The organism is Streptomyces sp. enrichment culture (genome assembly GCF_964272855.1).
GTDB lineage: Bacteria > Actinomycetota > Actinomycetes > Streptomycetales > Streptomycetaceae > Streptomyces.
Genome location: NZ_OZ186847.1, coordinates 8,545,846 through 8,572,008, shown reverse-complemented (window position 1 = coordinate 8,572,008; position 26,163 = coordinate 8,545,846). Strand labels below are relative to the sequence as shown.

The window sequence follows — 26,163 nt, the reverse complement described above, 5'->3', positions numbered from 1 at the left end:
CGGGTCGTCAGCCGCCAACGTGGATGCCGGGGCGCCAGTCGGGGTCGGGTTCGTTGCTGCGTATGATCTCGCGGGTGACGGGGGCGGTGTCGCCGCGCCCGAGGAGGAAGTAGCGGAACATGTGCATCAGCGGACTGCCCTCGGCCCAGGCGAAGTAGCAGTGCGGCCGCACGCCGGTGGCGTCGCGCAGGGCCAGAAGGATGGCGGCGATGGCGTTGGGAGCGGCCGGCGCCTCGGCGCGCAGGATGCGGTAGCCGTCCACTTCGACGCCTTGGACGGTGAGGGTTTCACTGAAGTCGGAAGGGTCGACCACGTCGATCTCCAGGAAGAGGACGTCGGCCGGGCCCGGAACCGGATTGGTTCCGCGCTGCTCGCGTTCCTTGGCGCTGTACTCGGCGAGATCACCGGTCTGGCGGCGGTTGGCGATGATGTTGATGGCGTCGTCGTGGGCGAGGGTGTCGCGGATGAAGCGACGGGTGCTCTCGTCGAAGACGACGCGGTCGGCCCGCAGTTCAGTGGTACGTGAGACACGGGAGATCAGCGACACGAGGATGATGCCCAGGATGAAGAAGCCGGAGATGGCGATGCCGTCGGGCTTGTCGACGATGTTGGCGATCAGGGCGTAGAGCAGCACCGCGGTGAGCAGCGTGAAGCCGACGGTGGCCACCCACCGGCGGCCGCGTGCGACGGAGACGGTGACGGCGAAGGCGCCGGAGACCATCATCGCCAGGATCCCCGTGGCGTAGGCGCCGGCTTGGGCGTCGACATCTGCTTCGAACGCGATGGTGATCACCACACACAGCGCGGTGTAGACGAAGACGACCGGGCGCACCGCGCGTCCCCATTCGGGAGCCATGCCGTAGTCGGGCAGGTAGCGCGGAACGATGTTGATCAACCCGGCCATGGCGGAGGCACCGGCGAACCAGAGGATGAGGATGGTGCTGATGTCGTAGACGGTGCCGAAGGCCTCGCCGACGTGTTCGTGGGCCAGCCAGGCCAGGGCCCGGCCGTTGGCCGCGCCACCGGGCTCGAACTCGTCGGCCGGGATGAGGACCGTGGTCACGAAGCTGGCGGACAGCAGGTAGACGCTCATGATGAGGGCGGCGGTGGTCAGCAGACGGCGGGTGTTGCGGATCCTGGAGCGCAGCCGCTGCTCGGCGTTGGTGCCGTCGGCCGCCACGAGCGGCATCATGCTCACACCGGTCTCGAAGCCCGACAGGCCCAGCACCAGCAGAGGGAAGGCGAGAAGCGCCGGACCAGCCAGGTCACTGAAGCCGCCGGCGCCGTCGACGAGGGCGTCGGTCCAAACCGACAGCGCGCCGTCGGTCGTGAACACGTGCACCAGGCCGACGGCGATGACGACCGCGTTGAGTGCCAGGAAGACTGCGACCAGCGGAATGGCGACACTGACCGCTTCACCGAACCCGAGCAGGAAGACCCCACCGAGCACCAGCAGCAGCACCACGGTCAGGGCGACCTCGTGGCCGTGCAGTGCGGTGGGGAAGAAGGGGTTCTCCATCACGTGCACCGAGGCGTCCGCCGTGGAGAGAGTGATGGTGATGATCCAGGAGGTGGCCACGAAACCGAGCAGGACCAGCACGAACAGCTTGCCCCACCAGAACGGCAGCAGGTCTTCCAACATGGCGACCGATCCGGCGCCGTTCGAGCTCTCCTTGGTCACCTTCCGGTACATCGGCAGCATCCCCAGCAGCGTCAGCGCCACGATCAGCAGCGTCGCCAGAGGCGATACGCTCCCGGCAGCCAGGGCGGCGATCGCCGGAACGTAGGCGAGGCTGGAGAAGTAGTCGACCCCGGTCAGGCACATCACCTTCCACCAGGGGTGCTGCTCGGCCTGACTCTCCCCGGCCGCGGGACCCGTCGGCTGGACCCGATGACGCAGCAGCCACCGAGCCGCCCGACCCGTCGGCTGCGCCCGCAGAGCCGGACTGTCCACCGCCTCCGGCACCATCGGCCGACCTGTCTCACTCATATCCCGTACGCCCTCCTCGCTCGGACACCACAACAGACAGCAGTGACCGCCTCGCGGCAGCGCGATGGTCACCAAGTATGCGCCTGCCCGCGCTTCGCCCGAGTAGTGAGGTTCCGCTGAACCGCGGAGGCCGCCGGGAGCGACATCTGCCGCACGCGGCGCAGTTGACTGGCCGTCAGTGGACGGTGGCAGCGCAGGATCGGCAGCGCGGTCGTCAGGCGCTGGCGTGCAAGCAGGTGTCCCACAGCAGCGAGACCCGCATCCGGTCGAAGAAGGGCGGCCGGTCGTGGCCGTCGCGGACCCCGCGGGTCGCCTGGTGAAGGGTACGGGCCACTCGGTCGAGATCCAGACGACCCGCGCCGGACCCTAGGGGGCGTCTCGCCGATCATGCCGGGCTCGCGGCGCACGGATTCCGACGAACGGACGAACGAGCTTCGGGTCGGCACCTACCACGGACGCCACGGCAGCACCCAGGTCACGACCACCGCCACCCCGACGACACGCGCCCGAGCCCACGGCTGGACGGGCACCTGCGGCGTCTCACACCGGTGCGTTGAATCCGCGCCTACATCACGACATGCAGGACGCAGAGCTCAAGCACCACGAACACCGTGAGGACCTGACTCCGGCGACGACGAAGGGCCCGAAGGACGAACGCCTTCGCACCGAGGGCCGTACGACCTACACCTTCGAGCTTGCCGGCAGAACCCGTCCGGCGACCAAGCGAACGACGGTTCGGCCACCAGGTTGGGTGTCAGGCCGCTGTTGGTAGAGGCCTGCCGCCCCAGCGGACGCCTTTTTCGCTGCGGCTACCTCATGCCCGCTGACGCGAGCACCACCGTCGGAACCGAGAACAGGACCGCCAGCCCGGGCGGCGCGACTGGTAGGTGGCGCACATCGCCTCCTCCACCTCGTCCTCCATCGACCCATACGCGGGGCTCCCGTCGTTACCGAGGAGCCGGGTGGAATAGGAGGAGGGCACGCCCCGCGCTCCCCGGCGTGAACCGCGGCCCTGTCACCGGTCGGCCGCGGGCTCGCGAAGCATATGAGTCCACCGTCTGATGACACCGCGCCGAGGTACGACCGCAGGCGGAGTGCCGCTTCATTCCGCGGTCGCAAAGCGGCCGTTCACCTGGCGTGCTCGATTACGACTCCAGTTGCATGTGATGGCGACCTGGGATCGATGTCGCATTGCGTGCCCTGCCCTGAGGATGGCCGGGTGACCGAGATCATCGCGGGGCTGTACATGTCCCCTTTGGAATTTCTTGCCTTGCTGGGTGCCGTCGCGCTGGTGGTGACGCGCTGGCTTCCCCCCGCTGCCCGCCCACGCGTCACGATCGCGGCGGGAGCGGTTCTCGTGCTGTCCGCGATCGCGCTGAGTGTGGTGGGGATCCGCTGGCAGATGCTGCCGGTACTGGCAGGCGCTGCCATCGCGTTGCCGTTCGCCCTCTCTCCCCTGCTGCGACGCCGTACCGGCCAGACGGCGTGGCGGGCCCGATGGTGGCTGGCGTTGCCGGGGTCGGTGGCCTGCGTCGGCCTGATCGCCACGGGTCCGGTGGCCGCCTGGGCCTTTCCTGTACCCGTGTTCCCCGAACCGTCTGGCCAGTTCACGGTCGGCACCCGCGTGGTGCAGTGGACCGACCCGCACCGCCCCGAGACGGCCACCGCCGACCGGCTCGACCGGCGCACGGTCGTGGTCCAGCTCTGGTATCCCGCGCAGAAGAACCCCGCAAGCGCGCAACGGGCGCAGTATCTCGGACGCACGGAGCACGAGGCGCGCACCGTCTCCGACGCCCTCGCCCGCTATGTCGGCCTGCCCGGCTTCCTGGTCGACGGCGTTTCGCGTGCCCACACCCATTCCGTCTTCAACGCTCCGGTGGCCGGCGAGAGCGGACGGTTCCCGCTCGTGCTGTTCTCTCCCGGCCTGGGCGGAGTACGCACGCAGAACACCGCCTGGGCGGAGGAACTGGCCAGCCACGGCTATGTGGTCGCTGCCCTCGACCACCCGTATGACTCCGCCGCCGTCGTCCTCGCCGACGGCCGAACGATCAGCACCGAGATCGCCTCCACCGGCGACCCCGACAAGGACGAGAAGCTGGGGGTCGGCTGGGCGAGGGTTCGAGCCGCCGACCTCAGCTTCGTCCTCACTCAGCTGGGCCGTCTGGACCGAGGCGAGATCGCGGGCCCACTGACCGGGCGTCTGGACACCGGCCGGGTCGCGGTGACCGGCCACTCCATAGGTGGCGGTGCCGCTCTGCAGGCAGCCCGTCAGGACCGCAGGTTCGACGCCGTCATCGATCTGGACGGCTATCCCTACGACCCCACCTCACGTTCCCTCCACCAGCCGGCGCTCGCGCTCACCCAGGCAATCACCCCGGAAACCGACCCGCACTACATACCCCGCCTCACCAAGGTCCTCAAGCTCAACACCGCGACGAGCTATCGGCTCACCATCCCCGGCGCTGCACACCTCACCTTCATGGACGGCCCCCTGTACCTGCCGCCGGTGCCCTCGATACTCGGCTGCCTGGGCCGCACCGAGAGCCCGCACGTCGTCGCCGCGACCACGCTCGCCTTCCTGGACACCACTCTGCGGCACAAACCCGATGACCTGACCGCCGTTCTGTCGGCCTACGGCGACCTCAGCGTCTACCACCCGGGAAACAGCCGCTGACCAGCTGTGCCGCGAACGGAGACGACCGTGTCCCTATCAGCGCCGCAGGGCCGCCCTCGAGGAGCTGTTCGCCGAGCACCAGCTCACCCCACCGTGGGCGCGGCCCAGGAAGCGTGCTGTCCCAAGTTCCCCGGCCCGGGATGGTCCCCTCCTCCTCCGCTCGCCCCGCGCGTCGGCACCCGGGCAGGCCACGTCCAGCACGTTCTGTACCTCGGCGCCCTCGCTCGCGGCCGACGGTGTACCGGCGGTGTCCGGCGGCGAGGCCCAGCTGTCCGCCGTAGGCGACGTACCGGCCGTCCGCCGAGGACAGGACGAGGTCGAGGTGCTCCGCGACCGCGCGTAGCGGCACCGGGGGCGGGACGGGCCGCAGGGTGTGTGGGTCGTGGAAGCGGAGCCGGTGCTCACGGTGGTCCGTGCCGCCGACGGCGCCCCAGGCCGGCAGGGCGAACAGGTTCCTCAGCGCGGGCCCTCGATGGGCGGCCGTCACGGACGGCTGCTGGCTGTGTAGGCCCCAGACCAGCAGGCTGCCCGCGTCTCCCGAGGTGAGGAGCCGGTCGGGTCCGCAGAACACCATGTCGCGGATGCCCCCGAAGTCTTCGGGGACGGCGGCCACGCCCAGGGCCCCTTCCAGCCCTTGGCCGACCGTGACCAGCCGGTGCCTGTAGGAAATGACCAGCCGGTCCCCGGCGGGGTTGACGGCCAGCAGATCGCCGCGGGCGAGTCCCCACTGCGCGAGGTCCGTCTGACGCAGATCATCCGCGCTCGTCGCGACGAACGCGGCCGGCGCCGGCCGCAGACCGGCCACGAAACCAGAAGCGGTGGCGGCGGGGCTCGCTCCGCCCACCGCGGCGCCGGAGGCCAGGCTCCGGGTGCGTGGTCCGTCGAGCCGGACGAGCTCGAACCCGGTGAGGGGCCCGTCCAGCCGGCGGGCCCCGATCGCCTGGCACGCGCCGAGGCAGGCGATCGAGGTCAGCGCCGCCTCGCCCTCGGCCAGCGTGGTCTGCCGGCCGCTCTCCCGGCGTCGGAAACACGAGCGACGGTTGCGCGCGGAGCGTCAGGAACGGGCCTGGGAACGCAGGCGTGAACGACGTCGGCAGCAACGAGAGCCGACGTCCTGACATTTCACCGGTCCGCCCCCCCCGACTCCTCGACGGAGCGGAAGGCAGGGGCGTTCCGCTGCGGCCCGGCCCCTAGGGGACGTCTCGCCGATCATGCCGGGCTCGCGGCGCCTGGCACCGCGCTTCGCCGCGTTGTCGTCGGTCCCCGATGCGCCGCATCGGCTCCCTCCTCCGCCTTGCGATGCACGGCACCAGACGCCGCTCCCTGATCCGGCCTGATCGACGAGACACCCCCTAGGCGCCGGGTCCGACAGAGGGATTGAGGAATCTCGGAGCGAACACCTGCCCGAGGCAGGCCCACGGCTCGTGCTCGATCACCGGCAGGCCGATGTGACGGTGCGCGATGTCCGCGCAGATGTCTTCCCCCAGCGCGCACGTAGTCGGTACGTGGTGCGTCCGACACCGCCGCCCGCGCCATGGGCTGCGCCCGTGCGACCACGCCGGCGTCCATGCACCAGCTAGCTCGACGGGCTTCCGTACCAGGCGGTGCTCGCCGTCCCCGCTCTGCGGCTCGGCGAACGCTCCGTGTTGGGCCCGGCCTGGGATCGCCTGGCTGGTGCACGCCGGCCGATGCCACCGACCCGTCGTCACGCGGAGACCGCCCCGCGCGGACGTGATCGACCGCGCGACGTCTCCCGCGGTGAGCGACGCGTACAGTGTGCACGGGCGCGGTGAGATCATGAGGAGTCTGTGTTGACCGCGGTCAGCCTTGAGCACGCCACCGTCCCCGCCGACAACGGCGAGGTGACCCTCCTGATAGCCCGTCGAGTGGAACCCGGCCACGAAGCCGCCTTCGAGCGGTGGGCGAAGGGCATCCTCGAAACCGCGGCAACGTTCCCCGGCCACCTCGGGTACGGGCTCTTCCGCTCCTCCGGCGGCGACGCCCCCTGGTTCCTCGTCCACCGGTTCCGGGACACGGAGGCCTGCCGGACCTGGCAGGAGTCGCCCGAGCGCGCGGCCTGGTTCGCCGACTGCGACGGACATCATCACACCGAGATCGCCCGACGGAGACTGACCGGCATGGAGACCTGGTTCGCCAGGCCGGGCTCCACCCGGCCCGCTCCGCCCCGGTGGAAGATGGCGATCAGCGCAACCCTGGCCATCTACCCCATCTCCGTTCTCGGCAGCCTCTTCCTCACGCCCCACCTCACCACCCTCCCCCTCCTGCTCAGCAGCGCGGTCTTGGCCTGCGTGTTCAACGTCCTCATGACGTACGTCTCGATGCCGGCCGTGAGCAGACTCCTGCGCGGCTGGCTCACCTCGTAGTGCCGGCGGCGGCGCATGCGCGAGGCCGTACCCCCGCATCGGCATCGGCATCACCCTCCTCGGCTGGTGCCTCGTTCCGGCCACATGAGGGTCCCGGTGGCAATGCTTGCGGACGGGCGGTTGGGGGTTCAGGGTCCGGCCACCCCCGTACAAGGCTCTCCGGCGGCCCCGTTCTGACCTACCGTCACCGGCATATCGTCCGTCAGGTCTCATCGGGGCGCGAATGGTCCGCCAGGCTCAGCAGCAGGTGTGCGGACTCCGGGTGGTAGATGTCCGAGTGCGCGCCGGAGCGGTTCAGCCGGTTGCGTCGGTAACGCCAGCTCGCGTCGATGTTGACGAAGACGTGGTCCAGCGACGTGCGTGGGTACGGGGTGTCCGCCCGGAGCAGTGCGGTGCGCCACACGTCATTGGGCGCGAGGCTGTCCGCCGTGGCGGACAGGCGCATGCCGGAATGGCCGATCCCCGGCGCCTTCTCCCCGATCAGGTGCCACAGGCCGGCCGCTCTGTCGTAGCGCGAGTAGGTGAAGACCAGGGGACCTCCGACCGGTGACATGTGTCCGCGTGGGCCCGGCCGCAGGTACTTGAACAGGGAGTCGAAAGCGGCGACGGGTGCCGCCATCTGGAAGACCGTCAGGGAGTCGACGGTGAACGGACGGGACGGGTGGGTGGGGACGCGCCAGCCGAGGGTGCCTCCCCTGCCCGCCTCAGCGGCCCAGGTCACCGCCTCGCACAGGAGACGGCCTCCGAAGGAGTGCCCGACCAGGTGCAGGTACTGGCCGTTGCGGGTGCGCAGGGTGCCCGCCGCGGGGTCTCCGCGTTCGGAGTGGAGGTAACCCAGCAGATGGCCGATGACATGCGGGGCGTATCCCTTGCCCCGGGCGCCCATGGCCTGTGCCTGCTCCCGGACCGTCTCGTATCCGGCGAACGAGAGCCGGGAGGAAGAGGGCCAGCACACTACGACGACCCACGGCGCGTACCGCCAGTCGAGCCTCGGATAGAGCGGGGCCCGGCCGGCCCTCTGCCGCTCCATCAGGCCCACGAGCCGGAGCGCGCTGCCGATCGCTGCCGTACCGCTGGTCCGCCAGCCGTGCACGTACACGATGATGTCGGTCGCCCACGGCGGCGGAGTCAGCCGGTCCGCGAGGTGCCGGCTCAGCCGGTCAGCGCGTACGGGTTCGCCCGACTCATTCAACAACCAGCCGTCCACGTCCAACTGGACCACCGCCAGGGAGCCCGGTGGCCCTGCGAAGCGCTGCGGCGCCGGACGCCGGGCTCGCCACCGCTGGTGTCCTTTCACCGGGCATCGGCACCTTTGCGGGCGACGGGAGCGAGACGGCTGTCGAGCCCGCAGAACAGGCTGTACGCCAGCGGCAGGGGGTTGCGGTAATTCTTGGTGAACCAGCGCACGGTCTTCAGGAGCGCAGCACCCGCGGTCTTGCCCCCGCAGATGTAGCGGGTCAGGAACTGGAGGGCGAACTCGGCCCCCACCACCCGGGGCATGGCGATCTGTGGCGCCAGTACACCCAGCGCGCCGTGCTTGATGAAGGTGCCCGCGAGATCCGCGAAGCCGACGGTCGCGGGTGCACCGGCGAAACACACGTTCAACAGGACCAGGGGATGGAAGAAGATCACCTCTGCGTCCTCGGCGTTGGCCTCGGTGTGCGGAGCACGGTACTGGTCGAGCATGGTGGCGTTGAACTTGGGAGCGTCCGACAGCGACAGACTCAGCCACGTTCGGTCGCCTTGCGCGGTGTACTGCCCGTGGCAGAAGAAGTACATGATGTCTTCGTCGAGGTCCTGCAGGGCCAGGTCCTCAAGCAGGTCGCTGCGAAACCACCGTTCCGTCAGATCCGTGCGCTCGTCGAGCAGTGCCTGTACCTCCGCCGCCCCGGCCACCGACATCAGGTCCTCGTCGGCGTTGAGGCTGCTGACGGGCTCGGTCCGCTGGGAGACGTACCAGTAGTCCGTGAGGTAGGACTTCTTCGCCGTCTCGATCTGGTGCCGCCAGCCGAGGAAGAGGCTGAACGGGTCGGCGGTCAGACGTCCTCCCGTCAGCGCGCGGCCGGTGTCCAATGCCAGCATCGGCCACGGTATGTCCAGGTCGGAGTCGAAGCGGATGCGCAGGTCCTGTCGTTCCAGCACTCCCAGCAGATGTCTCCGCAGGCGGACCAGCTCCGGGTCGCTGCCGGCGAGCAGCTGCTTCAGCAGATGTGCGCCGGCTCTGGCGAGGTCCGTGACCTGGGCCAGCAGCTCGGCCCGCGGACGCCGGCTCAGGTCGGTGAGGTTGGTGTGGGGCGCCACCTCCAGGGGCCGGTGCTCACGGCCGACAGGCTGGTACTCGACGAACTCCTGCCAACGTGAAAGGAGCTGAGCGGCCAACCCCGCGATGTCCTCGACCTTTGCGGCCAGTTCGGCCTCGTAGGAGTGGGTGCGGGGTTGAGCGAGGATCTTGGAGTCGTCGCTCCACATCATGATGGTGGCGTTGACCGCGCCGTGCGGCCGGCGGATCGTCACGGTCAGCTGCCTGGGACCGCAGACAGGCGGTGCGGGGAGCAGCCGGTAGCCGCGGCTGGGATCCTGTGCTGCGGTCATGTCGACTTTGTGGTTCAACGGTTCAGCGCTCCGGTTTGCCGCGCCGGGCATGGGAGAGGCGGGCGGGTGCTGCCCCGGCGTTCACCGTGGCGTCGAGTTCCTGGAGGACCACGCCGTAGGCGCGGTGGTAGACCGTGATGCGCAACTGGTGACGGCCGGGCTCGTGAGCCGTGAAGGTGAAGGCGGCCGGCTGGTTGCGGGGAGTCTGCGGCCGGTAGATCACGCATTGCGGGCGGACCGTCGCACCGGTGGAGCGGGGCGAGACCACCAGCATGAGCTCGTCGGCGGGCCTCGCGTCATGGGTGGTGGACGGATGCCACGGGTGACCGGCCGGTACGTCGAGGGTGAACTCCATGGGCGTCGGTACACCGACTCCGACCGGGGTCTGCCGGATGGTCAGACTGGGTTCGCACGGTGGCAGCCGGGCCACGGCGTCACGGGTCCCTTTCCCCCGGCTGTGTCGCTGCCGGGCCCTCGTCCGTGGGTCGGAAGGCGGCGGAGCCGGCGGGACCACTGCCGGTTTGCGGTCCGCCTTCACTTTCAGTCGCAGGTAGGCCCACAGGTGCAGAGCCACGCGGGCCCCCACGACGACCGACCCGGAGGCCGCTCCGAACACCGCGGCCGACGCGACGAAGGTCAGCGCGTCCGGAGTCGAGCCCTTGTTCGCCAGGTGCAGTCCCAGCGCGGTGACGACCGCGCCCGTCACGAAGCTCGCCACGACACGGCTGGTGATCGTCGCGAATATCTTCAACGAGGCCGCGCGCAGCCGCTGGATGACGGTGCGGCGCGGCCGGTTGGCGACCGCCCAGTGTCCGGCGGCCAACGGTTCGTGCTGCTGGGCGAGCCGCCGCAGGGAGACCAGGGACGGCCCCACCGAGGTCCGCACCCCCGGACGCGGCGACAGCAGCTGCTCCAGCAACCGGCTGAGCTCCAGCTCGCCACCGACCTTGGGCGGGCGGGCGTCGTACAGCTTCCTGGTCCAGTGGGCCTTGCGGACCAGGGCGCGGGTGGGGCTGCGGCCGGAAACGGCCTCGTACAGCGTCATACCCATGGCCCACAGGTCACCCGAACGGGTGGGGGGCGGTGGGCGCTCGGCTTTCCGGTCCGCCCACTCCGGCGGCGTGTACGGCGATTTCGGCCGCCATGGCCGTACCCACGGACCTGCGGCGTCGTTCGGAGCGGGCTCCAGTCCATAGCCCGCGAGGGCAACCGTACGATCGGCCCGTAAGAAGATGTTGCGGGGTTCCACTTGGCCGTGGACGGCTCCTGCCTCATGTAATTCCCGGAGTGCCGAGGCCACCTCGGCGCCGAGATGACTCACCTCGGCCGCTCCGAGGTGCCCCCGCTGTCGCATCAGGTGGTGCAGCGTGAAGGGCTGGACGGGGTCCATGACGATCCACAGCGAACCCTCCTCTTCGAAGAGTTCGTGGACGGCGAGCAGATGACCGCGGTCCGCGGCCGCCACCGGACGCACCTGTTTGGCCAGGTCCCCCGGGAGCGCGACGGCGTCCTTGCCGTGATCGCTGCGCCTTCGCGCCGTCCGTGTGCCCCGCGGGCGCAACTGCTGGATGAAGACCTCTTCGCGCTCCTGCTCGTCGAACGCGGACCAATAGGTCAAGCCGTCGTGCTCTTCCCACGACTCGTTCAACCAGTACCGGTCACGGAGCACATCCGGATCGCCGCCAGTCATGCACTCCCCCCTGGTTGCGCGAGCCGCGGAAGCGCGCCGCGCAGATGAGGAAAGCGTAGTGGGCGAAGCCCGGTGGCGGGTCCGCGTCCGGGTTGTTGATCACAGTGGCCGGCGGGGTGACAGCCCGCTGGTGGCCTCGGCCTCGAACTTGGGGCTGAGGATCGTGAAGTAGCGGCAGGCGCAGCCATCCGGCGTGGAGGAGATGGCCGTCTCGGAGTCGGACCTGCCCGGGCGATCATGTGCGGAGCCGGATGACGAGGACTGCGGTGATGACGGTGCCGCCGCCACTCCTCCGGTAGGCGCGGTCGTACAGGCAGGCGGCGGACCTGGTGCGGTCGGTCTCGGCGGCGGGCGAGGTGGATCCCTGGGGCATGGGTGGCGCTCCTCTTGCGTGATGGGCAGGAGAGGCACCGGTTCCGCGCTCGGCGGACGCGCAGTGCGTGCGCTGCTCCAAGGCGGCCGGGGCACAACGGCCGTGGTTTGTAGGCCAGTTGGCGGCACAACGACTCGCGGACCCGCCGAACCGAGCAGGGCCCATCGGTCCGCTGCACCGCCGCGGAGGTTCGGAGCCGGTGGGAGCCGATGAAACCACCGCCCGGGGCAAGAAAGCGGAATAGGGCGCACCGGGCGCCCGATGCTCGCCGGGGACGGCCGCATGGAAAGAGGGCTGCCCGTCCGCCTTTTTCCGGAGGACTCCCCTCCCCTTCATGCAATCCCGGAGACCCGTCCGACAACGAATAGCGCACCGCAAGGTACGCGCCAGCGGCGCATCTCGGCCAAACCTGCGCCGGAGACGACGGAAAGCTCATCTCCGGGTCGACGCAGCCATATAGTCGGACCGCAAAAAGCGATCGATAAAGACGGGCCAAGGCGGCGCTTGCGCCGCCTTTCCGTCGTGCAAAGCATTACCGACGGACCGCAAGGACCCGTTTCGCACGGCCCATTCCACGCACTTTCGGTTTCGCTTTCTCGCACGGAGGAGCTCCTATGTCCGACCTCGCGCGCACCGCCCTGGACCTCCAGGACCTCGACCTGGACCTCAGCGACCTCACCGTCACGGCCATGCGCGACACCGCCGCGCTGCCCGAGGGCGGGGCGTCCTGGGGATCGTGTTCCTGCCAGGGCTCGTCGTCCTGCGCCCAGCCCCAGCTGGAGACCGGCGTCGTCGACGCCGGCTGATCCGCACCCGCCCGCACCCACGACGTACCGGACCGCAACGCCAGAAGGGAGAAACCGATGTCCGACACCAGCGTCACCCCGGGCCTCGACCTCGCGGACCTCGACCTCGGGGACCTCACCGTGACCTCGATGCGCGACACCGTCGCGCTTCCCGAGGGCGGCGCCTCCAACGGCGCCAGTTCCTGCTCGTGCAGCTCGTCCTCGTGCGCGCAGCCGCAGCTGCCCGTACCGCTGTAGGTCCCGGTCACACCGAACCGTCGGCCGCGCGACCCGTGGCACGCCACGGGAGCACCTGACCGGCCGGCGTGCGTCGCGGGCCGTCCACCCCCCGGTGGCCGGCTCGCGATGGTGCCGCACCACGGGAACCACGGGCACGAAGGGACGGGACAGCCCATGCCGCACACCGCGAGCGCCGACACACCGCCCGGGCACGACAGTTACCTCGTCGACTCGGCGCCGTACGCCCTGGTACGCGCCACCGTGCTGACCTGCCCCGCGCAGTCTCCGGCCACGGCGGCGTTCCGTGCCGCCCTCGCCCGCCTCACCTCGCTCGAAGTCGCGCTGCACGCGCTCCGCGAGCCGCTCTGCGACGACCTGTACGCCAGCCGGTCCGGCCACGGCGAGCAGTTCCACCGTGACGTCGTCCTGCCGCTGCGCCGCGCACTGCACAACGGGCGCGAGCCGCGGCCCGCGGTGCTGGACCGCCTGGACGACCTCCCGCAGCGAGTCCCCCGCCTCGCGTCCTGGCTGGCGCTGCGCGACCGTCGCCGAGCCCTGGTGACCGAGCTGGGCGGCGCCGCCGAACCGGCACTCGCGGCCGAGCGGGCGGCCCTCGCCGCCCTGTGCCGGGAACCCGCGCTCGCCCGCGCCGTCGCGCTCACCAGCGGCGACCTGCTGCGCGCGATCGAACGCGCCGGCCGCGGGGCCGACGACCGCAAAGCCCGCAAGGAGGAGCCCACGGTGCTGCGCCACGCCCTGCGGGCCGGCACCAAGACCAGTCCCCTCTCGTGGTTCACGGCCGTCGGCTGGGGCCGGTTGGCCCCACCGCGCGCCGGCCGCCCGCGCGTGCGGTCGTGGGGCGAACAGCCCCTCCTCGACGGCCCCCTGCACGCGTCGGTGAAGGTCAACCGCACCCTGACGACCGCCCTCGCCGAGGCCCTGCTGGCCGACCCGCGCCACAGTGCCGGGCTTCCGCACCGCGTCACCAGCACCGCGCGCGTCTCCGACGGACGCGCAACGTACGCCCGCGACCGGGTCGCCTTCGCCGGTGGCCGCTACCTCGTCACCGACGAGGACGCGGCGGAGGTGGCCTTCAGCGGGCCCCTGCGGCTCCTGGCCCCGTACGCCGCCACTCCCGCGCCGCTCGACGAGATGGCGGAGCTGCTCGCCTCGGCCCTGCCCGGGGCCCCCGACACGAACCGCGCGGCGGCGCTGGCCTTCCTCGAACGCCTCCGGCAGGCGGGTCTGCTGGTGCCGACCGATCCGGTCCCGCCGCAGGACCCGGACCCGGCGGGCCGGCTGGCCGCGTGGCTCCGCACGCTCCCCGGCGTCGGCGAGCAGGGCCCCGAGGCGGCCGGCCGTCTCGCGGACCGGCTGGCGGAACTGTCCCGTGAGACCTCGGCGTTCGCCTCCGCGCCCGCGCCGCGACGCCCGGCCGTCCTCGCCGGGCTCGCCGACGGCTGGACCCGGCTGCTCGCCGACGCCGGACGGCCCGTCCCAGCGGGCTCGGCACCGCTGAACGTCCTCTCCGAGGACGTCGTCGCCCCACGGCCGGTGCCGCTCGACGGGTTCCTCGACGGGGCCGACCACGAGGCCCTGGGCGAAGTCACGGCGCTGGCCGAGCTGTTCGACCTCGCACACGTGATGCGGCGGGCCGTCCGCGACCGGTTCGTGGAGCGGTACGGCGCAGGCGGGAACTGCCCGCACCCCTGGGAGTTCGGCGCCGACGTGGAGCAGGCCTGGGAGCGGGCCGCCCGCGTCACCGCGCCGGGCCGGGAGGATCCGGCCGGGTTCCCCACCGGCGTCGGGGCGCTCATGGCCCTGCGCGCCGAGCTGACCGACGCCGTGCGCACAGCCGCGGCCGGTTCGCCGGACGGCACGGAGGTCGTGCTGCCGGCCGACGCCGTCAAGGGCCTGGGCGAGCGGCTGCCGCACTGGGCCGTCGAGCGCCCCCTGAGCTACGCGTACTTCCTCCAGCGGGACCCGGACGGCGGGCTGCTCTGCGTGAACCGCGTGTACGGCGGCTGGGGCCGGTTCACCAGCAGGTTCCTCGACGTGCTCGACCCCGACGCGGCCGAGGACGTGGCCGCGCGGCTGCGCCGCGGCCTCGGACCGGGCGCGCGCGCCGCGCAGATGCGACCGGTCGGAGGGTTCAACGCCAATCTGCACCCGCTGCTCGTCCCGGACGACATCGGGCCCGACCGCCGCTGGACCTCGCTGGCCGAGGCAGACGTGGAACTCTTCCACGACGAGGCCGGCGACCAGGTGCGGTTCCGGGTCACGGCCACCGGCGAACCGCTCGACGTGCTCTACCCCGGCTTCCTCGCCCCGCTCATGCTGCCGCGGCGCATCGCGGCGCTGTTGTCCGACCACCCGCACGGCGTGGTGGACTTCCGGTCGATGCCGCCCCGGCACTCCGTGGACGCCCCGGGCGGCGAGGTGATCGTCGCACCCCGGCTGCGCCACCGGCACGTCGTCCTGCACCGCCGCCGGTGGAGCCTGCCGGCTGGCGTGGTGGGAGCCCTGCACGCCGAACTGACGGCCGCCCCGGGGACCCCGGTGGAGCCCGTGGCGCACTGGCGCGCCCTGCTCGGCCTGCCCGACCAGGTCTTCCTGCACCCCGCTCCCACCGCCCCCACCGGCCGGGTGACCGAGGACTTCCTGGCGCACCTGCGCCGCCCCAAGCCCCAGTTCGTCGACCTGGGCAACCCGCTCCACCTGCGCTGCCTGGCCAAGTGGCTGTCCCGCCACCGCGGCGGTGCGGTCCTCGAGGAGGCGCTGCCCGCACCGGGCGGATCCGCCGTGCCGACCCGTGCGGTGGAGCTCGTCACGGAGACGTACCGGGCGGGGAGGTCGCGATGACGTCCACCCCGGTACCGGGCGGGAAGGCGGCTGTGACATCCACCCCGATACCGGACGGGAAGGCCGCGATGGCATCCACCCCGTTCCCGGCGGACGGCGGCGCCGACGAGGTGCTCGACGTGGTGGCGTACTACCACCAGCCGGTCAAGGCACGGTTGCTGCGGGAGACGGTGCTGCCGCTCACGGCGGAGTGCCGGGACCGAGGCCTGGCAGCCCACGTCGAACGGCACTGGCTGCACGGCCCGCACGTGCGGCTGCGTCTCCGGGGCGCCCCGGCACGGCTCGGACCGGCCGCCGAGCACGCGGCACGGGCGCTGCGCGACTGGGTCGGCGCCCACCCCTCGCGACGCGACCTCACCGACGCCGAACTGCTGGCGCAGGCCGCCCGCAACGGACGCGCCGAGCTGGTCGCGCCGCCGTACGACCCGATCGTGCCGGACAACACGGTGCGCCTCGAACCGGTCGACCTCGCTCCCCTGCGGCGTCTGCTCGGGGACGACGGCGCGGCGCTCCGCGACGACCTGCTGAGCGGCGGGCTGGAGGCGCTCCGGGCGGGCGCCGGGTTCCTCGGCGAGCACGGCGACGGCGCGCAGGCGCGCGTGCAGCTCGCCGTCACGGCGCTCGCCGCGCACGCGGCCGCCCACCCCGGCGGGCTCGCCGGCGGCCACTGGTCGTACGTGTCCCACCTCGAGGACTTCCTCGTCCACGACGACCCCGACGGCCGGCTGCGGGAGGGCTTCGAACGGCGCTGGGAGAGCGCGGGCGACACCGTGACCGCGCTGGTCGGCCGGATCGCCGGGGGCGCGGCACGCGGGTGGGAGCGCGACTGGGCCCACTGGTCGGCCGCAGCCTGGCGGCTGGCGCAGGACCGCCACGACGCGGGAGCCGACCTGCACGGCGATCCGCTCCAGTACCGGGAGCGCGCGGCGGCGACCGGGGACGCGGAGACGACGGAACGGTGGAGCCGGGACCTGCGTACCCGCTACAGCGAGTTCCACCGGCTGCTGCGGCGCTCCGACCCCGAGGGGACGATGTGGAGCCGCCCCGACTACCTGGTCTACCGGGCCTGCACCAACGCCCTGTACCGGCTCCTCGCGATCTGCGACGTCACGCCGCTGGAACGCTACCTCGCCGCCCATCTCGTCATCCGTACGGTGCCCCGCCTGACCGGGTGCGACTGGCGCGCCGAGATGGCGGCGGCCGTCGACGCGAGGGAGCGCGGAGCATGACCACTCCCCCGGCGCCCGGAACCCTTCCGGCGAACGCCCGGGCCGGCGGCGACACCACCGGTGAGGCCGTCGGCGGCACGACGGAGCCGGCCCTGCCGCGGCTGCGCCCCGACGTGGCCGTCACCCCGCTGCGGGCCGGACTGCACCTGCGCGGACGGCGCGGCAGCGTCACCCTCGAGGGCAGCACGGCGCTGCCCGCCCTGTGGCGTCTGCTGGAGGAGCCCTTGCGCACGGGCGACGCGGCGGAGCTGGACCGCAGGGCCGCGCCCGGCACCCCGGTGCGCAAGGCGCTGGACACGCTCGTCGAGCGTCTGCGGGACCACGACCTGGTGGTGTCGGCGCCGACCGGACGCGCCGCCGACTGGGTCGCGGCGACGGCGGTGCGGCCCGCCGACACCGCCGCCGCGCTGGCGGCAGCCCGCGTGGAGTTCGCGTCCGGCGCACCGGGCGGCCCGCTGGCGGAGGCCGTCTCGCGCGCGCTGTCGGACGCCGGGATGGCGTGGTCGCACGCCGCGGACCCGGCGCTGCCCGGGGGCGTGGTCCTGCTGCGCGAAGCCGGGGGCGCCCGGCAGGCCGTGGCCGTCGGGGTCGGGGTCAGGGGCGGCCGAGGATACGTCACCGCCCCCGGCAGCCCGGAGCAGGTCTCCTCGGACGCGGCCGCGCTCGCCGCGCACCGGCCGTCGGACGCCACCCAAGCCGCCCCGGCCCCGCACGCCGCACACCAGCTGCCGAACCCCGCCAAAACCGCCCCGGCCCCGCACGCCGCAAATCAGCCGCCGGCCCCAACCAAAACCGCCCCGGCCCCATTCTCCACACACCAGCCGCCGGCGTCCGCCCAGGCCGACCCGGCCGCGTTCGTCGCGCTGCTCGGCGGCTCGGCGGTGCAGCGGCTGCTGTGCGCGGTCGGCGGGCTGCCGGATCCGGCGAGCGAGGGGGACGACCCGCGACTGGTGCCCGGGCTGCCCGCGGTCCTCGTGGCCGACGCCCAGCCATTGCGGGCCGAATACCGCAGCTGGCTGGGGCCCGGCCTGATCGACGCCGACCGCCGCACCCGCCTGGAGCCGGCCCGGGCTCTCGCCGAGGTGCTGGGGCGGGTGTCGGCCCTCACCGACGAACGCGTCGGGGTCCTGCCGGGCCCGGCGCCGGGAGCCCTGCGTCAGTCGCCGGTGCCGCTCGCCTCGTGCGAGCTGCCGGAGGGCACCGTACTGGCCGGCGCGGCGCGTCTGGATCTGGCCCGTGTGGAGGCGTTCTGCCGGGCCACGGAGCTCCGGCTGGCGGGGCGCGCGACGGTGGGCGCGGATCCGGCGCACGCCCTGGGCCGCGCCCTGCGCGAGGCCGCGGCGGAAGCCTTCCCGGCCGCGGGCGCGGTACTGCCCGAGGCGCACTGGCGGGAGCATCCGCAGGCCGGCCACTGGTGGACGGCCCTCACCGGACGCCTCGGCACGCCCGCCCGGCTGGAGGTGCGGCGTCTCGCCGACGAGGAGGCGTACTTGGCCGTCGTACGCGGCGGGACGGATCCGGCCGCCCACGGGCCCGTCCTCGGCGACGCGGTGGAGGCGACGCCGGGCGACGCGGCGGCGTTCGCCGCCCTGTCGGCCGCCGCCGCGGTCGACTCGGCCGCCCAGGGGCTCGTCGTCGGGCACCTCTGCCGGGCGAGCGGCGCGCTGGCGGCACTGGCCGCGGCGGACATCCGGACGGCCCCTTGGGAGGACAGGGGCTGGACCAACGGCTGGCTGGCGGACCTCGCACTCCGGGAGGCCGCACTGCAGAACGTGCTGCGCCGGCTGACCGGGCTGCGCGTCCGGGAGCCCGGCGACGCCGCCCCTACGCTCGTCGCGCGACTGCGCGCATTCGGCTTCTCGGTGCTGTACGGCCAGGGGGAGGGCCGGTGAGTCACGCCGGACGTCCGGTCCTGGGCCCGCTGCCCGTGCCGGTGATCGACGCCGGGGCCGCGCTCGCCGCGACGGCGGGCCCGGCGGTCGTCCTGCTGCCCCGGTGGACGCTGGAACTCGCCGAACGGCTCAGCCGCCACGCGCTGGCCCACCCCGTGCGCCTCGTCCCGGTGCGGTTCGACGGAGCCCTGGCCGTCGTGGGGCCGGTCCTGCGTCCGGGCGCCGCCGCCTGTCTGTCCTGCGCCGAGTACCAGCGGCTGGCCACGACGGGCGGGCGGGTGCCATGGCACAGTCCGGCCCTGGCCCTGGCGGGGGCTCCCTCGGCCGCGCTGGGCGGGGCGACCGGCGCACTCGCCCTCGAACTGCTGGAGGCGGCCGACGACGAGTCGCCGGGACCACGGCCGGACGCGGACGCCACCGCCACGGTGCACCTCGTCCACCACGGCCGCGCCACCTGGTCCACCCACCGGGTCCGTCCGGTCGGCGGCTGCCCGGTCTGCCGGCCGCTGCCGGACGACTCGGCCGCCGACGTCGTACCAGTGCCGTCAGGCCCCCGTCCGCTGCCCGACCCCGCGGTGCTCCGTGGCGCCAACCCCCGCACCGGGGTCGCGGAGTTGCGCGCGGCGCTGCACGACGAGCGGTTCGGCCCGGTGCGCCGGCTGTTCCGCAGCGAGGACTCCGCCTTCTGCCTGACGACGGCGTTCGTCACGGACGGACGGGCGGTGGACGACGGCGGGTACGGGCGGGCCGGCGACTTCCGCACCAGCGAGCGGGTGGCGCTTTTCGAGAGCGTCGAGCGGTTCGCGGGCATGCGGCCGACCGGCCGGCGGACCCGGCTGCGGGCGTCCTTCGGCGAACTCGGGCCGGACCGGGCCGTGGATCCCGTGCGCCTGGGGCTGCCCGACCCCGCCTACCACGGCCATCCCGCCTCGCGGACCGTCCCGTACAGCCCCGGTCTGGAACTGGACTGGGTCCACGGCTGGTCCCTCACCCGGCGCCGGGCCGTGGCGTTGCCCGAGCACGTGGCGTACTGGGACGTGCCGGGCGACCGGCCGCGCGTGGTGTACGAGTCCTCCAACGGCTGCGGGCTGGGCAACAGCCTGGAGGAAGCGGTGCTCTACGGGCTGTTCGAGGTCGCGGAGCGGGACGCGTTCCTGATGGCCTGGTACGCCGCCACCCCGCTCCCCCGCGTGGAGCCGCCGCCCGGGGACCTGGAGACGGCCCTGCTGGCCGACCGCGCGGAGCTGGCCGGCTACCGCCTCGTGCTCCTCGACGCCACGAACGACTTCGGCGTCCCGGCGGTCGTCGCGGTCTGCCGGTACGAGGGCTCCCACCCCGGGGCTCCGAGGATGCTGCTGGCCGCCGGCGCCCACCACGACCCGCGCGTCGCGATCCGTTCGGCGGTGGCGGAGGTGGTGACCAACGTCCTGGAGTCCGCGCACCGTTCCGGTCCCGGGAGCGGACTGCGGGACCCCGCGCGGCTGCTCCCCATGCTCGACGACCCGGAACTCGTGGTGACCCTGGACGACCACGTGGGGGTGAACTCCCTGGCCGAGGCGGCCCCGCGGCTGGCGTTCCTCTTCGCCGACACCCCGACCCGCTCCGTCGCCGAGGCCTGGCCCGGCGCGCCGGAGCCGGTGGTGGACCTCGGCGTGCTGCTCGACGCGACCGTGCGGCGGCTGGCCGGCGAGGGCCTGGAGGTCATCGCCGTCGACCAGACGGAGCCGGGGCTGAGGGACCGGTTCGGCCTGCACTGCGCCAAGGTCGTCGTGCCGGGCTCGCTGCCCATGACGTTCGGTCACGTCAACCACCGCACCAGGGGCCTGCCGCGCCTGCTGCGGACGCCGTACCGGCTGGGCCGCACGGACCGGCCGCTGCGCCCGGACGACCTCGCGATCCACCCGCACCCCTTCCCCTGACCCGGCTCCTTCCCGCGCCTCCCCCGACCCGACCCCCGAACGAACGAGGGCCTCCATGACGACGACCGGCACCTGGCACAGCTACCACCTCTTCCTGCACTCGAGCACCGAGGACACCGACGCCTTCCTCACCGAGGAGGCGGCCGGGCTGCTGGACGGACTGGTCGCGTCGGGGCAGGCCGCGAAGTGGTTCTTCATCCGGTACGGGGAAGAAGGACCGCACCTGCGGATCCGGGTCGCGGGGCTGAGCCCCTCGGCCGCCGCGGAGCTGCCGTCCACGCTGGCCCGGGCCGCCAAGACGGTGCCGTCCGTGGGCGGCCCGTGGCCCTCGCACCACGGTGAGGTCCGCGTGGTGGAGTACGTCCCCGAAACGCGCCGCTACGGCGGGCCGCGGGCGCTGCCCACGGCCGAGGACGTCTTCGTGGTCTCCTCCCAGGTGGCCGTGGCGGCGCTGCGCGCGCTCCGGCGGCAGCCGGCCGGCGGGTCGGGCCGGCTCGTCCTCGCGGCCGACCTGGCACACGCCACGGCGTCCGCCCTGGGCATGGACCGGGTCGCGGCGGCGAAGTGGCTGCGGGGCCACGCGGCGGGGTGGCGCTGGGTCACCGAGGTGCCCCTGCTCCCGGCCGCGGCCGTGCACATGCGGGTCAACGCCGTCTACGCCGCTCAGCGTTCCGCGCTGGGCCGCAGGGCGGCGTCCCTGTGGGAAGCACTGGCGCAGGGCGGGGCCGGGGTCGGGGTCGGGGTCGGGGTCGGGGAAGCCTGGCTGGTGGAGTGGGCGGACCGGGTCCGCGCGGCGGACGCGACGCTGCGGGCCCGGACGGAGTCCGCGTCCGCCGACGTGGACGCGGTGCTGCGGTGGGTGTGGGCGTCGCAGCTGCACATGCTCCTCAACCGGCTCGGCGTCTCCCCGGACGAGGAGCGCGCGGTGTGCCGGCTCGCCGCCCGCACGCTGCTGGACACGGACGAGCCGGTGTCGTACTTCCCGCAGGGGCACCGCGCGCCCGACTGGCAGTACCTGGAGAGGAGTCAGATCCGGATCGGCCGCAACGAGGACTCCGCCCTGCGCCAGGCTCCCTCCGACGCGGCGGCCAGGACCGACGGCCCCGAGACGCCGCTGCCTGCGGACCCGCTGCCCGAGGTGCCGTTGTCGGCGGCGCTGGCGGCACGGTCGTCCGCGCGCGGCGAGATCGGCGGGCCGCTGGACGCCGGCACGCTCGGCGCGTTGCTGTGGAACTCGCTGGCGGAGAGCAGCCGGACCCGGAGGCGGTTCCCGGACGGCTCGGACCGGATCTACACCCACCGCCCCTACCCGAGCGCGGGCGCCCTCCACACCGCACGGGTGCGGCTGCTCGTCCTCGACGTGGCGGGGCTCCCGGCGGCGACGTACGACTGCGTGCCGGAGCGCCGGACGCTGCGCCGGGTGGGTCCGGCGCCCCAGAAGGCCGAGGTCGAGGCGCTGTCGACCTATTTCTCCCGTCCCGAGGAGGACCCGGACCGAATCGGTGTCGACGGCGCGCCGGTCGTCGCCGGGCTGTACGTGGAGCTGGGCATGCTGCGTCAGCGCTACGGCCTGCGGGCGCTGCGCCTCGGACTGCTGGAGACGGGGCACCTGGCGCAGACGCTGCTGATGACCGCCGCTGCCCTGGGGCTCGCGGGCACGCCGCTGGGCGGCTTCCACGACGACCTGGCGCACGAACTGCTGGGTCTGGACGACATGGACCAGCCGCTCCAGTACCTGCTGCCGCTCGGGCGAGCCTGAGGAGCAGCAGGCCGACGGTGGCGGACCGCGCTCAGCAGCCGTACCAGGTCGCTCGCCGTCCTCCGTGTCAGCCCCACCTGACGTCGGGACCGCCCATCGTCGTGGCCAGCCCCGGCCGCTCGTGCGCCGCCTCCGCGCCTGGCACCAGGCCGATGCGCCGCAATAGCGCATGCGCCACCGCGTTCTCACTGCGCTCGCACAGACGACAACACCCTGTGTCCCGGCCTCGTCCCGTCGCCGCTCAGCGTCCCGGCAACGTCTCCTGCAGCCAGTCGAAGACGACCTCGCAGTGCTCCTGCGGTGCCATCGGGGAACAGTGCAGCTGCGCGCCGGTGGCGGCGCTGAGCTTCACGTAGTCCTTGGGAGACGTCAGCTTGTCGAAGAACTCGCGCGGCTGCCCGGGATAGAACTGCTCGTCGTCGTAGTCCAGGACGAGGGTGGGCGTCTTGATGCGGTCCACGATGTTCGTGATGTCGAGCGACTCGACTAGCTTGGCCGGGGTGTAGAAGTCGGTGAACATCTTTCCCTGGCGGGCGGCGAGCATCGCCTGCACGGAGAACGGTTCGAACCGTTTCTTCAGCGTGGCGGCCTCGGCCGGGGACAGTTCGGGGACGACCTCCTTGTTCCAGATGTTGTTCGTCTCCTCCTTGTCCGGGGTGAGGACCTCCCGGATCTCCGCGGGGAAACCCAGCCAGGGCTTCAGCACTCCGGGCATCGCCGCCAGAGCGGCGATCCTGTTCTCATAGGCCGCGGCCCGGGGCGCCAGCTCACCTCCCATGCTCAGTCCGGTCAGGGCGATACGGTCGGTGTCCACGTCGGAACGGCCGGCCAGCCAGTCGACGAGGGGAGTCACCACCGTCTCCCAGCGCGGCGTGAAGACCACCCGGTCCAGGAAGAGCAGCTGGCCCTGGCCCGGTCCGTCGTACACGAGGGCGTTCCAGCCGCGCTCCAGGGCGGCCGACACGCCGTAGGTCCACATGTCGACGTTCTGCCCGTCGCTGCCATTGGTGAGGATCACGGTGGGGCGTCGCCCGGCGGAGTCGTCCGGCCGGAAGAACCAGACCGGAAGCGGCGTGTTCCCGTACGGTACGTTCGCCGTCACCGGGGCCGGGTCGGACAGCTTGCAGAACGTGTCCCAGGCGCGCCGCGTGGACTTGTACAGCTGCTCCTCGTTGCCGGGTTCTTCGGAGCCGAGGACGAAGAACAGCGCCTGGCTGTAGTACTGCGAGGCCCGCAGCGCACGAAAGCGCGTGGTCACGGTGCCGGGCTTGTCGCCCTCGGGCGCCTTCGACAGCCGGTCGGCCAGCTTCCCGAAGGTCGCCACATACGTCTGCGCGGAGGGCCCGGCCTTGTTGATCGCGTTCACCGCGGTGAGTACTTCGCCGACCTCAGCGGCACCCTGCCCCGACCCGCCGAGGGCGAGAAGCGCGTTGAAGTTGAGCCCCGGGTCCTTGAAGAGGGTCATCGCCCCGGGCGTGGCGCCGCCCGCGGAGCCGGTGGCCGACTTTGTGGGACTCCCGGTGATCCCTTGCGGGGAGGTATGGCCCAGAGGCGTACAGCCGGCCGCCAGCACGGAGCCGGCGCCGACGACGAGGCCAGTCAGTGCCGTCCGCCGGGTGGGGTCGGCGACGTGCTTCGGTAGAGGCGTCATATCAGCCGACCGTAGGGGCGGTGCCCCTCGCGCCCCATTGACCCACACCGGCGTTTCCCCCGAACAGCCGCCTGCCCGGCCGGACGCCCGGACGGCCCTGCTCAAGGCCGTCCGCAAGCACGTTCGGCAAATCGGCCAGCCAGCACGGACAGAGAGGCGCGCTGGCGGCCCATCTGTAGATGGCGGCGAGGGCGAGACGCGCGCAATCCCCACCGAGACCAGAAACCCGATCGCCTGGGCGGGGAGCGGGACGCTGCGCCAGTTCCCGCCCGCCGAACGGCTGGCGGGCAGGCCGAGCCCGCACAGCACCTGTGCGGCCGCGCCGATGACAGCCCCGTACGGGCCCGGGCCGAGGACCTGGCGTGACGCCCAGCAGCCCTACCGCACGCACACCGTCTCGTTCGCACCCGCCGTCGACGCCGCCATCGCCCCCCTACGACTGGTGGCGCGCCGGCGCGGCATACCGAGCCCGCTAGGACGAGGTCGGCTTCCTGTGCGCTCCTGTCGCACCAGATGGCAGAAGTCCGACCAGGACCCGGCCACCTGGCTCGTCCCCGACAGCCCCGCAGCCACGTGCCGCGAGCCGCCAGGGTCCGCAGCCACAGGTCGAGACCTCCGCCCAACACCAGCATGACGACTCCGAGCGGCCCTACGCCACCACCCTGACCAGCTACTTCAAGAGGGCTCAGTTTCACTGAAGCTCGCAGCCACGGAGCGTCACGGAGTCCACGTAGGTTTCCGAAGCTCGATCGCCGGTAACCGGAAGGTCATATTCGGCGCGGTACGGCTCCGTCCTGCCAGCGGTGGAGGTCGCGCAGCAGGGAAATCTCGGCGCCGTGATGGATCAGCTCCCTGTTGACGTGCAGGACCCTGTTCTCCATGGGAAACCGCTCGGGACCCACCGTGGGCGGATTGTCCAGGTCGGCGTCCGAGAGTTCGCGGACCCCCGCGTTCCATCTCCCATACATCTCATCGAGCTGTTTCAGCGCCTCTTCAGCGGTCCCCGCGTAGGCGAATGTCTCGGAATCGACGTCCTGGCCGCCGAAGTACCATCCGACCCGATAGCCCAGGCACGAGACGATGATGTGCGCCAGCCGCCAGGCAATCGTGGTCACTGGCGCCGGCACCGGGTCAGGGGACGCGAAGTCCATCGTCCACTTCCCCGCACCTGCCGACGCCGGTGCGGCCGACGTGCCACGTGGGCGGATGCTCCAGCAGCCGCGCACCGGCTCCCAGAAGTACTCCTCATCGGTAAGACCGTCCAGCCGCGGCCGCAGGTTCTTGCGCCAGTACCAGTCCAGTTGCTCCGCGAGCCGCTCACTTCTTGTCATTTCCGCACACTACATACAACGGAGACCTGGCTGGGGGCTGATGCGCCCTTCGGGCCGCGCCGCCGCTAGCGGCTGTTGGACATTGACAACCCGGCTGGCCGGGTTGGGGTCAATGACCCAAATACGACGGCTCCGGCCGATGACGTGACGGATGATCAAGACCGCAGACTCTTGCCGGAGATCAGCATGAGTATCCCGAGCGAGCGCCACGCCAAAGCCTCCGACGTTCATATTCGAAGATGGCGAAGACTCAGTGATTCGTCGTCGGTGGCGGCAGCGTCGAGGTGTGACGGGATGATTACGGTTGCCCCTGGCGGTGGGCGGATACGCGTGGCGCAGGTTGTGGTCTTCGGTGAGCCTGCGGGCGACGCCGCGGTGCAGCAGGTGCGCGCGAGAGTTGCGTCACCAGTCGGCCCACTCACCCGACGCGACGACGGCGTACGACCGGGCCCGCGCGGCCACGCGCTCAGCCCGCCACGTTGCCGGTCGGCTCGCAGCCGCACCTGCTCCCCGAGCCGCCGCAGGCTGCCGTCCAGTGCCTCACCCATCGTCTGCTCCCCGGAATCGTCGTGGCCCTCGTCGATGAACAACAGGGCACCGTCACCTCACTCGCCCCCCTCCCGATCCCCGCGACCTGCCACCACCCCGCGTAACTGCCCTGGTCACACGGGCCCCGCCCGAGCCGCGCCGGCTCGGGCCGTGAAGGCATGCGAAGGGGTGGGGAGTACTCGAACCTGCAGGAAGAGGGGAGACTTTGTGAACATCAATGTGCCTGTTAACCTGCCGTGTATT

The 26,163-nt window shown here is 72.4% G+C and carries 17 protein-coding genes and 1 pseudogene; 9 read left to right on the top strand and 9 right to left on the bottom strand.

Going from position 1 to position 26,163, the window contains the following annotated elements:
* Positions 1 to 7: 7 nt before the first annotated feature.
* Entirely contained in the window at positions 8 to 1,990 is a 1,983-nt protein-coding gene (locus tag ACSU6L_RS38350; protein ID WP_437064295.1) for an amino acid transporter, read from the bottom strand.
* A 1,219-nt stretch (positions 1,991 to 3,209) separates the two neighbouring features.
* On the opposite strand from ACSU6L_RS38350, the gene ACSU6L_RS38345 reads away from it, so the two are divergent.
* Entirely contained in the window at positions 3,210 to 4,664 is a 1,455-nt protein-coding gene (locus ACSU6L_RS38345; protein WP_437064294.1) for a poly(ethylene terephthalate) hydrolase family protein, read from the top strand.
* On the opposite strand, the gene ACSU6L_RS38340 is transcribed toward ACSU6L_RS38345, so the two are convergent.
* Positions 4,633 to 5,508 (bottom strand): hypothetical protein, encoded by an 876-nt coding sequence (locus ACSU6L_RS38340; protein ID WP_437064293.1) that lies wholly within the window; start codon positions 5,506 to 5,508, stop codon positions 4,633 to 4,635. The genes ACSU6L_RS38345 and ACSU6L_RS38340 overlap by 32 nt on opposite strands.
* A 967-nt stretch (positions 5,509 to 6,475) precedes the next feature.
* Here ACSU6L_RS38340 and ACSU6L_RS38335 point away from each other — a divergent pair.
* The gene (locus ACSU6L_RS38335) at positions 6,476 to 7,048 is read left to right on the top strand and encodes an antibiotic biosynthesis monooxygenase (RefSeq protein WP_437064292.1); all 573 of its coding nucleotides are present in this window, start codon (positions 6,476 to 6,478) and stop codon (positions 7,046 to 7,048) included.
* 202 nt (positions 7,049 to 7,250) lie between these two features.
* Here ACSU6L_RS38335 and ACSU6L_RS38330 read toward each other — a convergent pair whose 3' ends face one another.
* The 4 genes from ACSU6L_RS38330 to ACSU6L_RS38315 all read right to left on the bottom strand — a co-directional run bounded on the left by ACSU6L_RS38330 (position 7,251) and on the right by ACSU6L_RS38315 (position 11,703).
* Positions 7,251 to 8,345, bottom strand: coding sequence for a hypothetical protein (locus ACSU6L_RS38330; RefSeq protein ID WP_437064291.1), 1,095 nt, complete (start codon positions 8,343 to 8,345; stop codon positions 7,251 to 7,253).
* A complete protein-coding gene (locus ACSU6L_RS38325; RefSeq protein WP_437064290.1) occupies positions 8,342 to 9,640 on the bottom strand; it encodes a hypothetical protein in 1,299 nt (432 codons plus the stop codon). Before ACSU6L_RS38325 ends, ACSU6L_RS38330 begins: the two co-directional genes overlap by 4 nt.
* Before the next feature lie 22 nt (positions 9,641 to 9,662).
* Positions 9,663 to 11,258, bottom strand: a complete 1,596-nt coding sequence (locus ACSU6L_RS38320; protein WP_437064289.1) for a serine/threonine protein kinase — start codon at positions 11,256 to 11,258, stop codon at positions 9,663 to 9,665.
* Between the two features lie 307 nt (positions 11,259 to 11,565).
* Positions 11,566 to 11,703 (bottom strand): hypothetical protein, encoded by a 138-nt coding sequence (locus ACSU6L_RS38315; RefSeq protein ID WP_437064288.1) that lies wholly within the window; start codon positions 11,701 to 11,703, stop codon positions 11,566 to 11,568.
* Between the two features lie 614 nt (positions 11,704 to 12,317).
* On the opposite strand from ACSU6L_RS38315, the gene ACSU6L_RS38310 reads away from it, so the two are divergent.
* From ACSU6L_RS38310 to ACSU6L_RS38280, 7 genes are all read left to right on the top strand, one after another.
* Entirely contained in the window at positions 12,318 to 12,509 is a 192-nt protein-coding gene (locus tag ACSU6L_RS38310; protein ID WP_437064287.1) for a thiazolylpeptide-type bacteriocin, read from the top strand.
* Between the two features lie 57 nt (positions 12,510 to 12,566).
* On the top strand, positions 12,567 to 12,746 hold the full coding sequence (locus ACSU6L_RS38305; RefSeq protein WP_437064286.1) for a thiazolylpeptide-type bacteriocin: 180 nt from the start codon (positions 12,567 to 12,569) through the stop codon (positions 12,744 to 12,746).
* 156 nt (positions 12,747 to 12,902) lie between these two features.
* On the top strand, positions 12,903 to 15,590 hold the full coding sequence (locus ACSU6L_RS38300) for a lantibiotic dehydratase (protein WP_437064285.1): 2,688 nt from the start codon (positions 12,903 to 12,905) through the stop codon (positions 15,588 to 15,590).
* Positions 15,591 to 15,658: 68 nt separating this feature from the next.
* Positions 15,659 to 16,819 carry a lantibiotic dehydratase C-terminal domain-containing protein gene (locus tag ACSU6L_RS38295; RefSeq protein WP_437064284.1) on the top strand — a complete coding sequence of 387 codons (1,161 nt, stop codon included), beginning with the start codon at positions 15,659 to 15,661 and terminating at the stop codon, positions 16,817 to 16,819.
* Positions 16,816 to 18,711 carry a hypothetical protein gene (locus ACSU6L_RS38290; protein WP_437064283.1) on the top strand — a complete coding sequence of 632 codons (1,896 nt, stop codon included), beginning with the start codon at positions 16,816 to 16,818 and terminating at the stop codon, positions 18,709 to 18,711. The genes ACSU6L_RS38295 and ACSU6L_RS38290 overlap by 4 nt, the downstream gene beginning before the upstream one ends.
* Positions 18,708 to 20,630, top strand: coding sequence for a TOMM precursor leader peptide-binding protein (locus ACSU6L_RS38285; protein ID WP_437064282.1), 1,923 nt, complete (start codon positions 18,708 to 18,710; stop codon positions 20,628 to 20,630). The genes ACSU6L_RS38290 and ACSU6L_RS38285 overlap by 4 nt, the downstream gene beginning before the upstream one ends.
* A gap of 55 nt (positions 20,631 to 20,685) precedes the next feature.
* Positions 20,686 to 22,389, top strand: a complete 1,704-nt coding sequence (locus tag ACSU6L_RS38280) for a thiopeptide-type bacteriocin biosynthesis protein (protein WP_437064281.1) — start codon at positions 20,686 to 20,688, stop codon at positions 22,387 to 22,389.
* 241 nt (positions 22,390 to 22,630) lie between these two features.
* On the opposite strand, the gene ACSU6L_RS38275 is transcribed toward ACSU6L_RS38280, so the two are convergent.
* The 3 genes and pseudogenes from ACSU6L_RS38275 to ACSU6L_RS38265 all read right to left on the bottom strand — a co-directional run.
* Positions 22,631 to 24,040 (bottom strand): alpha/beta hydrolase family protein, encoded by a 1,410-nt coding sequence (locus tag ACSU6L_RS38275; protein ID WP_437064280.1) that lies wholly within the window; start codon positions 24,038 to 24,040, stop codon positions 22,631 to 22,633.
* A 767-nt stretch (positions 24,041 to 24,807) separates the two neighbouring features.
* Positions 24,808 to 25,371, bottom strand: coding sequence for a DinB family protein (locus ACSU6L_RS38270; protein WP_437064279.1), 564 nt, complete (start codon positions 25,369 to 25,371; stop codon positions 24,808 to 24,810).
* Between the two features lie 473 nt (positions 25,372 to 25,844).
* Positions 25,845 to 26,074: pseudogene (locus ACSU6L_RS38265) on the bottom strand (SRPBCC family protein); the annotation flags it as partial.
* Positions 26,075 to 26,163 lie beyond the last annotated feature (89 nt).